11 protein-coding genes are annotated in these 10,099 nt (G+C 73.5%); 10 read left to right on the top strand and 1 reads right to left on the bottom strand.

Annotation, left to right across the window (positions count from 1 at the left end; all coding sequences use genetic code 11):
• The first annotated feature begins 1 nt into the window (after position 1).
• From ACFO3J_RS25570 to ACFO3J_RS25555, 4 genes are all read left to right on the top strand, one after another.
• Positions 2-1,105, top strand: a complete 1,104-nt coding sequence (locus ACFO3J_RS25570; protein WP_386433689.1) for a hypothetical protein — start codon at positions 2-4, stop codon at positions 1,103-1,105.
• Positions 1,106-1,196: 91 nt separating this feature from the next.
• Positions 1,197-1,595: a YbaB/EbfC family nucleoid-associated protein gene (locus ACFO3J_RS25565; RefSeq protein ID WP_386433686.1), complete on the top strand. Its 399-nt coding sequence runs from the start codon at positions 1,197-1,199 to the stop codon at positions 1,593-1,595.
• Between the two features lie 77 nt (positions 1,596-1,672).
• Positions 1,673-2,404, top strand: a complete 732-nt coding sequence (locus ACFO3J_RS25560; protein WP_386433683.1) for a class I SAM-dependent methyltransferase — start codon at positions 1,673-1,675, stop codon at positions 2,402-2,404.
• Between the two features lie 138 nt (positions 2,405-2,542).
• The gene (locus ACFO3J_RS25555) at positions 2,543-3,562 is read left to right on the top strand and encodes a hypothetical protein (RefSeq protein ID WP_386433680.1); all 1,020 of its coding nucleotides are present in this window, start codon (positions 2,543-2,545) and stop codon (positions 3,560-3,562) included.
• Between the two features lie 51 nt (positions 3,563-3,613).
• Here the strand turns inward: ACFO3J_RS25555 and ACFO3J_RS25550 are convergent, their stop codons facing one another.
• Complete coding sequence (locus ACFO3J_RS25550; protein WP_386433677.1) at positions 3,614-3,955, bottom strand: MerR family transcriptional regulator; 342 nt, start codon at positions 3,953-3,955, stop codon at positions 3,614-3,616.
• 809 nt (positions 3,956-4,764) lie between these two features.
• Between ACFO3J_RS25550 and ACFO3J_RS25545 the strand changes: the two genes are divergently transcribed.
• From ACFO3J_RS25545 to ACFO3J_RS25520, 6 genes are read left to right on the top strand one after another with little or no spacing between them, the layout of a single operon-like run.
• Entirely contained in the window at positions 4,765-5,115 is a 351-nt protein-coding gene (locus ACFO3J_RS25545) for an NADH-quinone oxidoreductase subunit A (RefSeq protein ID WP_386433674.1), read from the top strand.
• Entirely contained in the window at positions 5,106-6,437 is a 1,332-nt protein-coding gene (locus tag ACFO3J_RS25540) for a hypothetical protein (RefSeq protein WP_386433671.1), read from the top strand. Before ACFO3J_RS25545 ends, ACFO3J_RS25540 begins: the two co-directional genes overlap by 10 nt.
• The gene (locus ACFO3J_RS25535; protein ID WP_386433668.1) at positions 6,430-7,359 is read left to right on the top strand and encodes an NADH-quinone oxidoreductase subunit H; all 930 of its coding nucleotides are present in this window, start codon (positions 6,430-6,432) and stop codon (positions 7,357-7,359) included. Before ACFO3J_RS25540 ends, ACFO3J_RS25535 begins: the two co-directional genes overlap by 8 nt.
• An 11-nt stretch (positions 7,360-7,370) precedes the next feature.
• Positions 7,371-7,931, top strand: a complete 561-nt coding sequence (locus tag ACFO3J_RS25530) for an NADH-quinone oxidoreductase subunit J (protein WP_386433665.1) — start codon at positions 7,371-7,373, stop codon at positions 7,929-7,931.
• A complete protein-coding gene (locus ACFO3J_RS25525; RefSeq protein WP_386433662.1) occupies positions 7,928-8,233 on the top strand; it encodes an NADH-quinone oxidoreductase subunit NuoK in 306 nt (101 codons plus the stop codon). Before ACFO3J_RS25530 ends, ACFO3J_RS25525 begins: the two co-directional genes overlap by 4 nt.
• Positions 8,230-10,095 (top strand): NADH-quinone oxidoreductase subunit 5 family protein, encoded by a 1,866-nt coding sequence (locus ACFO3J_RS25520; protein WP_386433659.1) that lies wholly within the window; start codon positions 8,230-8,232, stop codon positions 10,093-10,095. The genes ACFO3J_RS25525 and ACFO3J_RS25520 overlap by 4 nt, the downstream gene beginning before the upstream one ends.
• Positions 10,096-10,099 lie beyond the last annotated feature (4 nt).

Below are 10,099 nucleotides of genomic sequence, written 5' to 3'. Positions count from 1 at the left end.
GGTGACCACCTCCGCGTCGGCGTCGGCGTCCGGGGCCGCGGCAGCCGGTACGGCGACCGGTCCCGGCCCCGGGGAGGTCGTCGCCGACCGGTCCGGGCCACCGCCCGTCCCGCCGGTCCCGGCCGGCGCGGTCGTCGCGACCGGCGGCGAGGGAGGCGTACCCGCCGTAGCCGCGGCGGCCGCGGACGGCGGCGAAGGGCCGCAGGGGCCGCGCGGCGGACCGTCGAAGCGGGTCCTGCTGGTCGCCGCGGGAGCCGTGGGGGTGATCCTGATCGGGATCCCGTTCCTGGTCACCGGGAGGAGTGACGGCCAGGACACCGCCGCCAACACCGCCTCCGCCCACACCGTCGACACGACCCCGGCACCCGAGCCGGACCCGCAGAGCAATCTGGTCGGGGTGGGCAAGGGACTGGACTCCCCTTCGGCCGAGCCGTCGAAGCACGCCGCCAAGGCCGGCCACTCCGAGCCGGCCCGGAAATCCCCGCCGCTGAGCGCGTCCCGGCGACCCGCCACCCCGGCCGCACCCGCCGGCGCCGCCAGCCACCCGAAGAAGTCCGCGTCGCCCGCGGCCAGCGGCAGCCGGAAGTCGGCCCAGTCCGGGACCACCACGCCGACCAAGGCCCCGGCGCCGCCCGGTCCCGTGGCGGTCGCCGTCAAGAAGCTGGCCGCGAGCAGTCCGGGCCGGCACATCTGCTACCGGGCCTACGTGGTCGGCATCGGCTGGCAGAGCCCGGTCTGCGACGGCGCCATGGCGGGTACGACGGGGCAGGCCCGTGCCATCGAGGCCATCGACATCGCGGTGTCCGGCGTCAGCGGAGTGGCCTCCAGCGGACTCATGCAGACCACCGGATGGCAGAAATGGAGTACGCCGAACTGGCCGTCCGCGCCGGACGCCACCGATCTCGTCGTCGGCGTCCCCGGCGGCGCGGGGGTCATGCAGGGCTACGGGATCAGCGTGGGCTCGGGTGTCGTCTGCCAGACGGCGCACGTCCAGAACGAGGGCTGGCACAGCCAGGGGTGCGACACCGGTGACCCGGGCAGCTACATCTTCGGCGGCACCCTGAACGGCGCGAACTGGCTCGAAGCGGTCAAGTTCACCGTATGACCCGGCCCGGGCCGGTGGTGATCACCCGCCACCGGCCCGGGCCCTCCCTTCTTCCACCTCGGTACGTACGGCACACAAGGAGCATGACCCCATGGCAGATCGCGAGCAGGTCGACTTCGCCGCCCTCGCCCAGCAGGCCCGCCGGATGCAGGGAGAGGTGGCCGGCGTCCAGGAAAGCCTGGCGGCCATCCAGGGCACCGGTTTCGGCGGCAAGGGCCTGGTCGCGGCGACGGTCTCGGGCGAGGGCCGGATCGTCGCGCTGCGGATCGACCCCTCGGTGATCGACCCGGACGATCCGGAGACGCTCGCCGACCTGGTGATCGAAGCGGTCGACAGCGCGAACCAGGCCGCGCAGGAGCAGCGCACGCAGCGCATGGCCGGGGTCACCGACACCCTCAACGGCCTTCTCGCGGGACTGCGCCCGGGCGAGAGCAGCCCCGGGGACATCGTCCCCCGCACCCGCGGCCAGTTCCGCCCGCCCACCCGCTGACCCTCCGGTCCGGGCCCGCGGCGGCATCCCCCGAAGGCCCGGGCCGGAGGTCACCCTTCCGCGATACCTTCAGCCGTATGGCTGACGAGAGCTTCGGGCACCCCAGGCTGGCGGCGATCTACGACCCGCTCGATCCCGACCGCGGTGATCTGGAGCCCTACCTGCGCCTCGCCGAGCGCCTCGATGCGAAGCGGGTGCTGGACATCGGCTGCGGTACCGGGGTCTTCGCGCTTCTGCTGGCCGATCGCGGGGCCGAGGTCGTCGGTGTCGATCCGGCCCGGGCCTCGATCGACGTGGCCCGGGCCAAGCCGGGCGGCGATCGCGTCCGCTGGCTCTGCGGCGACGCCACCGCGCTACCGCCGCTCCGAGTCGACCTCGCTACCATGACGGCCAACGTGGCCCAGGAAATCGTCACCCCGCGCACCTGGCGGGAAACACTGAAAGGCGCCTATCAGGCACTGCGGCCCGGCGGGCATCTCGTATGCGAGACACGGGATCCGGCCAAGCGGGCGTGGGAGACCTGGAACCCCGAGGCGTCCTATCGGATGACCGCGATCTCGGGCGTCGGCCCGGTGGAGAGCTGGGTCGAGTTGATCGCGGTCACCGGGCCCCTGGTGACATTCCGCCGGCACTACGTGTTCGCGTCGGACGGGCAGGTGCTGATATCCGATTCGACCCTGCGGTTCCGTGAACGTGAGGAAGTCGAAGCGGACCTGGCGGCGCAGGGCTTCCTGCTGCGCGAAGTGCGCGACGCGCCGGACCGGCCGGGCAAGGAGTTCGTCTTCGTCGCCTTCCGGCCGCACTCATGACAAGGCGTCGGGCTGTGCGTCCGCTGTGCGTTGGGAGAGTTCACCGCTCGTCCGCATGTTTGACAAGGGCACCGATCGCCGCTTTGACTCCCTGGAACACCGGAGCGAACCGGCGAGCGCGAAAGGAAGGGGCGAATCGTGAAGAGTCCATCGCCCCGCCGCGTCGGGCGCAGCCTCGGCGCACTGCTCGCGGCGGTCGCCGCCGTGCTCGCCGTGCTCGTCCCGGGCCCTCCGGCGGCCGCGACGGCCGCGCCCTCCGACGGATCCCGGGCGGAGCTGCGCGGTCTGATCGAGAACGTGACGCTGGCCGATGCCCGCCGGTATCAGGCGACGGACAGCGCCGGCCGCACCATGGACGCGGCGAAGATCATCCAGGACGCCCCGGGCCACTACCTCGCCGTCTACCACACACTGCTGGGCGACGGCCGCTTCCACGCCGCGCTCGCCACCTCCACCGACCTCATGAACTGGACCTTCGCCCACGATCTCGGCGCCGGCAGCTCCCAGCCGACCATCGCGCGGACATCCGACGGCGGCTATGTGCTGGCCTGGGAGCAGGACCCCGGCAATCACATAGCGGTGCGCTATTACGCCGGCCTCGCCGCGCTGCTCGCCGGTGATGCCGCGCGCAGCTTCGACACCACCCGGACCCTTTCCTCCTGCGCCGAGGGCACGCCGAACATCTATTCCGTCCGGCTCCACCCGGACATCGACCATTCCACCATCGACATCGGCGGCCATTATGACGCCGATTGCGATGTCGACCGGCAAATGCGGGGCACCTTGACCGACTTCTCCTCCTGGTCGGCCACAAAGCAACCGGGCGTCGACAATTCCCTGCTCCACTGGGGTGTCGCGGGAAATATCGGGGACCGGGACGCCATCACCTTCCAGGGCCGTCCGTTCGGCGTGATCGAAGGCCAGTACAGCAAGGGCGATTTCGGGTCCTGGCGCACTTTCGTCTACGACTACAGCACCGGGAACGCCGATCCCACCACCATTCGCACCGACCGCGGGAGCACCGCCTTCGCCAATCCGAGTATCACCGCGATCAGGACACCGGACGGGCGGAACGCCGTCCTCGTCAGTCTCTTCATCCCCAGTCAGGGCGCGGCCGCGGGCGAGGCGGGACAGCTCATCTACTACCGCGCCTACTGACGGGACGGCGTATCCCGAGGAACCGGCGGATTCCGCCGGGAAGTCGATGGGTCAGGCGTCCGCCGGGTGGCGGTGCGGCCCGGTGGCGGGGCGGCGCAGTTCCTCGTTGATGCGCTGGGCTTCTTCGAGCTGGTCTTCGAGGATGACGATGCGGCACGCCGCTTCGACCGGTGTGCCCCGGTCGACGAGTTCGCGCGCGCGGGCGGCGATCTTCAGCTGGTAGCGGGAGTAACGGCGGTGGCCGCCCTCGGAGCGCAACGGGGTGATGAGGCGCGCCTCGCCGATGGCGCGCAGGAAGGCCGGGGTGGTGCCGAGGATCTCGGCGGCGCGGCCCATCGTGTAGGCGGGGTAGTCGTCGTCGTCAAGACGGCCGAGGGAGTTGTCTGCGGTCATTGGCACCTCTGTCGGGACACACATCGGGGGGCCCTGGCGCCGAATGGCGCCAGGGCCCCGAGGGATGGACAACACCATCTGCCGGCTTACGTCGCCGGCCGGTCGTTTCCGCCACGTGTCCGGGGGGGTGGGAGCGTGTGCGGGGATCGCGGATGCGTGACCGTGAGACCACCTTCCGTTCCGGGGCCTGCGGTACCCGGGGCGACTATGTGCCCGCCCGGGCGATCCTGATGGCGACTGCCTCCTTGTCCTCCTGTCGAGCGGTCTTCTTGCTCCTGCGGTCGGAACCTCCTGCTGACGACTCCTGATGAGCCGCCCGGCCCGGCGGCCAGCGGGGGAGCCCTCACATACTCCGGCCCCGCCACTCCACTGCCGTGCCATGTCCTGCCGGTCCTGCTCACACGGCAGTTCGTCTCTGCCGCGCCGTGTCGATCTCTTGGCTACGAGGAAGACACTAGCCCCGTCGAGCGCGCATGTCTACTTCAGCCATGACAGATTTTCTATGAGCGGAAGCATCGACGTTCTGTCGTAGATGCCATGCAGAAGTTGCGGCGATCGAGTATGAAGGTCTGCCGTGCAGGTCGATGGGCCGCGGCTTCGGGCACTTTTGGGCGTGTTCGCGGCGGATTGGTCGGCGGGATTTGTGCGCGCCTCCCTCGCGCTGCGGCGGCTCAACGGGAGCATCGTGGCGTGGCGTGCAGACAGGTTGCCGCGGCTGCGGGGCGGTGCCCCGGGGCCGGCGGCCCGGTCCGTAGGGAAGGAGCGGTGCGGGTGCTTCGGCGTGCTGACCCGGCGTACGGGGGAAGCGGGTGAGCGGGTTCACCGCGGCCTTGTCGTTGCTCGGCGTTGCCCTGTCGGCGGTGGGCGCGGTCTACGCCGCTGCCCGGTGGCTGCGGGTGACGCCGGACCCGCTGACCGCTCAGCCCTTCGGCTCGGGGCTGGAACCCACCGAGCACGCGGTGAGCCGCTTCCACGCGCGGTGGTACGCCGTGGCCATGCTCTTCCTCGCCTTCGACATGGAGATGGTCTTCATGTACCCGTGGACGCGGGTCATCTCGGCCGTCGGCCCCACCGCCGTGATCGAGATGTTCGCCTTCCTCGCGGTCCTGCTCGCCGGGGTGGCCTACGCCTGGCGGGAAGGCGCGCTGCGATGGGTCTGAGGGACCTGCCGCTGCGCGCGACCGCCGCCCGCCCCCGTGTCCTGGTGGTCGCGTTGCCGGGAGCGACGCGGGTGCGGCTGGCCGCCGAGCAGGAGTTGCGCCGACGGGATCTGCCGACGGCGCCCACCCCGGCGCAGGCCGACCTCCTGCTTGTCGCAGGACCCGACTGCCCCGCACTGGCGGACGCGGTCGACCGGCTGTGGCAGGACATGCCGGCCCCACGGGCGAGGGCGCAGGTCCGTACGGCGGACGAGGTCGCCGCCGTCATCGGTTCGGCCCGAGCGGCCCTCGCCACCCCGCCGCCCAGGACCGGCGCCGAGGACCGTCACGCCCGCTCCACCGATCGCCACCCGCGGGGCGGACACCGGCACGGCGGAGGTGGCGGCGAAAGCCACGGCGGTACCGAACACCCCACCGGTACCGAACACCGCACCGGTCATGAAGGCCACCGCGGGCACGGCGGCGGAATGGAGATGCCGGCCGGGCTGCCGACGGCCGAGCGGGGCCCGGACCGCGACGGCCTGGCCCTGGACCGCCTCCATGTCTCCTTCGGGCCCTTCCTCCCCGACTGGCCGGCCGGTCTGACGATCCGCCTCACCCTCCAGGGCGACGTGATCCAGCACGCCGCCCTCGTGGAGCCCGCGCCGAGCGGCGCGGCGACCGCCCTGCCGTACTGGAGCGAGCCGTGGATGCGGGCGGCGGCCGGCCAGGACATCCACGCCGGGGACGCCGCCCGCCGCCGGGCCGCGGCCCACCTGGACAGTCTTGGCCGGTTTCTCGCCGTGGCGGGCTGGCCCACCGAGGCCACCGCCGCGCGACGGCTGCGCGACGACCTGCTCGCCGAAGCCCCTGAAGCCACTGGAGCCACTGAGGTCCCCGAAGCCCCCCAACTCCGCGGAGCACGGTCCGCCGACCTCCGCCGCCGGGCCGAGCGGTTCGCCCGACGCGTGGGCCGGTCCCGCACCTTGCACTGGCTGACCCGCGGCATGGGAAACCTGACCCGGGCCGAAGCGGAGGCCGCCGGGGTGAGCGGCCCCGCCGCCCGGGCGGACGGCGATGTGCCCGCCCGCTACCGGCAGTGGCTCACCGCCGTGCTGGACGACATCGCCCGGCTGGAGCACCCGGGCCTCCTCGACCCCGCCGGCGCGGAGGGTCCGCGCGGTCGGCCGGACGGCCCGCGCTCCGCCTCGACCGCCCTGGCGGCCGCGCTGCCGCGACTCCTGGAGGGGACCGAAGTGGCGGCGGCCCGCCTCATCGTGGCCAGCCTCGACCCGGACCCCGACGAACTCGCCGCCCTGCTTCCCGAGGCGGCCCGTGGCTGAGGCCGCCCCCTGGTGGGCGCTGTTCGCCGCCCCGGCGCTCCTGCTGGCCCTTGCGCTCTTCGCGCTGGTCGCCGACACGCTGCTGATCGCACGGGAAGCGGGCCGAGCGGTCAGCGCGGTCGCGGCGGCCCGGCGGCTGCTGGAGGTGCCGCGGCTGCTGGCGGCCCAGCCGCGCCGCACACCGGCCTCGGACACGTCACTGCGGCGGCTGGGCGTGATCACCGTGCCGGTGGCGGCGGTGATGTCCGTGCTGGTCGTCCCGTTCGGACACCGGGCCGTCGCCGACCTCTCGGTGGGAGTGGTGTGGTTCAACGCCATGGAGGTGCTGACCTGGGCGGGCCTGTGGCTGGCCGGATGGGGTCCCAACGCGGTCTTCCCGCTGATCGGCGGATACCGCTTTATCGCGCAGGGGCTGGCGTACGAGCTGCCGTTGATGTTCGCGCTGATCTCGGCCGCCACCGGCGCCCGGTCGCTGCGGGTGGGCGCTGTCGCCGCCGCCCAGCACGGCTTGTGGTTCGCCGTCTGGATGCCGCTCGCCTTCGCCGTCTTCCTGGCCGGTGTATCGGCGTTCAGCTTCCTCGGGCCGTTCGCCTACCCGGCGGGCCGGGACATCGCCCACGGGGTGCTGGCGGACACCGGCGGCGCCGACCGCCTGCTGCTGGAGGCGGGCCGCCGGCTGTGGCTCGCGGCCGGCGCGGCCATGGCGGTGCCGCTGTTCCTCGGTGGCGGCGCCGGGCCCGGACTGCCCTCCTGGGCGTGGTCGCTGGTCAAGACGCTGGCGGTACTGGCGGCGCTGGTGTGGGCGCAGCGGCGGCTTCCGATGGTCCGTGCCGACCGGTACGCGGAGTTCGCCTGGGTCGTCCTCGTCCCGCTGACCGTCCTTCAGGCGCTCGTGCCGGCGCTGGTCGTCCTCAACCGGTAGGAGACGGGTCCTTGTCCGCTGCGCTGTTCGGAGTGCTGGCCGTGCTGGCCCTGGTGGCCGCCCTGCTCGTGTTCTCCGTCGACTCGATGCCCCGGGCGACCTTCGCGCTGCTGGCCTCGCTCGGCTGCGCCGGCGGCGAGGTGGTGGTGCTGGGCCTGCCGTATCTGGGTGTGGTCGTGGTGCTGATGATGGTGATGGAGATGGTCGTCATGGCGGTGTTCATGGTCGCCTACATGATGAACCCGGCCGGTCTGACGCGGATGTCGATGGTCCACAACAAGCGGGGCTCCGTCGTCGTCAGCGCCGGGGTCTTCGTCGCGCTGGCCGTCGGCATCCTGCTGGTGCGGTGGCCGCGCCGGACCGGCGGCCGGCCGGGGGACACGACGTTCCAGCTCGGCGAGTCGCTGATGGGCGGCCAGATGCTGACGATGATCACACTCGGGTTCGTCCTGCTGGCCACGATGGTGGGGACGACCGTGCTGGCCACCCACCGCGGCCGCTACGACCGGTTCGGCGACGACCTCGACCGGCGTCCGGCGCTCGACCCGGCGGGCGGGGGAGTGGGCCGGTGATCCTGGAGCTGTTCCTGCTGCTGGCGGCCGCGCTGTTCTCGATCGGCCTGTACGGGGCGCTGTCCCAGCAGTCGATCGTCATGATCATGATGGGGATCGAGCTGATGGTCGGCGGCGTCATCGTGGGTGCCGCCGCCTTCTGGCGCTTCCTTGCCCCCGCCACCGGGAGCGGGCAGATGATCGTCGTCGCCGCCCTGGTGGCGATGGCGGTGGAGATGGCGATGGGCTTCGCCGTCACCACGGCGATCTTCCGGGCCCGCCAGGTGGACATGACCGACATGGCCCGGGACCTCAAGGGATGAGCGCCCTGCTGTGGCTGCTGATCGCGCTGCCCCTCGGGGCCGGGGCCGCACTGGCCCTGGCAGGGCGGCGGGCCGCCGCCCCCGCCCCCGCGCTCGGTGTCGCCGTCGCGGTGGTCACGCTGGGCCTGGCGGTCGCCGCGGCCGTCGTACGGCCGGTGGCGAGCGCGCCGCTGTTCGCCGGGATCAGGGCCGGGCTGCGGGTGGACGGCCTGTCCGCGGTGATGGTGGTCACGGTCGCCGCGGTGACCGCCGGGGTGCTGCTCTTCTCGGCCGGGGAGTTCGCGGGGGCCGCCGGCGGCGGGCGGTTCTTCGGGCTGATGCTGCTGTTCGCCGGAGCCATGCTGGTCACGGTCACCGCGACCACGCTGCCGCCGCTGCTGATGGCCTGGGAGGTGATGGGCGCCAGCAGCTGGGCGCTGATCGGCTTCCACTGGCGGCAGCCGCACCGGGTGCGGGCCGCCGACACCGCGTTCCTCACCACCAGGGCCGCCGACCTCGGCCTGTATCTGGCCGCGGGCGCCGCGCTGACCGGCGGCGTGGGCTCCCTGCGGCTCGACCGGCTGCCCCGGGCCGACGCGCCCTGGCTCCAGGTGGTGACGGCCGGCGTGGTGCTGGCCGCCGCCGGCAAGTCGGCGCAACTCCCCTTCTCCTTCTGGCTGTCGCGGGCCATGGAGGGCCCCAGCCCCGTCTCGGCGCTCCTCCACTCGGCCACCATGGTCGCCGCCGGCGGGTATCTGCTGCTGCGGCTCCACCCGCTGCTGACCGCCACCGGCTGGGCCGGTCCGCTCGTCGCCGGGACCGGGGCCGTGACCGCGCTGGCGCTGGGAGCGGTCGCGGCCGCCCAGTCGGACCTCAAGCAGCTGCTGGCCGCCTCCACCTGCGCCCAGGTCGGATTCGTCGTGCTCGCGGCGGGCAGCGGAGGCGTGGCGGCCGGAACGGCCCAGCTCGTCGCGCACGCCGCGACCAAGGCCGGACTCTTCCTCGCCGCCGGGGCCTGGCTGACCGCCTTCGGCACCAAGCGGCTGACCGCGCTGCGCGGCGCCGCCCGCGCCCGGCCCGTGGTCGGCACCGCGTTCACCGTCGGCGCCCTGACCCTGGCCGGACTGCCGCCGCTGTCGCTGTGGGCGACCAAGGACGAGGTGCTGGCCGCCGCCCACCAGCAGCGGACCGCCCTGTACGCGGTCGGCCTGGCGGCGGGAGCGCTGTCGGCCGTCTACAGCGTCAAGGCCCTGTGGTACGTGCTGCGGCCGCTGCCGCCGGACGCCGAGGACTTCTACGACACCGAACAGCCGGGCACCCGTCACCTCGCCCCCGTCGCGCGTCCGCCGCTCCTCGTCCTCGCCTTCGCCGGGGCCGCCCTCGGCGTACTGGCGCTGCCGGCCGTCTCGGGACCGCTGGCCGACGCCGTGGGCACGCCCGGCGAACCGGGCCCACGGCCCTGGGAGGCGGGGCTGTCCGCCGGGGTCGCGCTGGGCGCCGGGGCCCTCACGTGGTGGCGGGGTCAGCGCCCGGTGCCCGGCCCGACGCGGGAGTGGGCGGCCGACTGGCTCCACCTCGAACGGGCCGCGCACGCCCTGGTCGTACGCCCGGTGCTCGGCCTGGCCCGGGCGCTGGCCGCCGTCGACGACCGGGTCGTCGACGGGGCGGTGCGGCAGATCGCCCGCTGCGGCCTCGCGGCGGCGCGGCTGGCGGCGCGGCTCGACGACGGCGGTATCGACGCCGTCGTCCGCGCCACCGCCGCCGGCGCGCGCCGGCTCGGCGGATGGGCGCGCCGCCCGCAGACCGGACTGCTCCACCAGTACTACACCCAGGCCGCGTTGGGCTTCGCGGTGCTGGCCATGATCGCCTTGTTGGTGAGGTAACCGC

Source organism: Streptomyces polygonati, assembly GCF_042650325.1.
GTDB lineage: Bacteria > Actinomycetota > Actinomycetes > Streptomycetales > Streptomycetaceae > Actinacidiphila > Actinacidiphila polygonati.
Note: the sequence above shows the minus strand (reverse complement) of the source record. Positions and strands in the feature narration are given on the sequence as shown.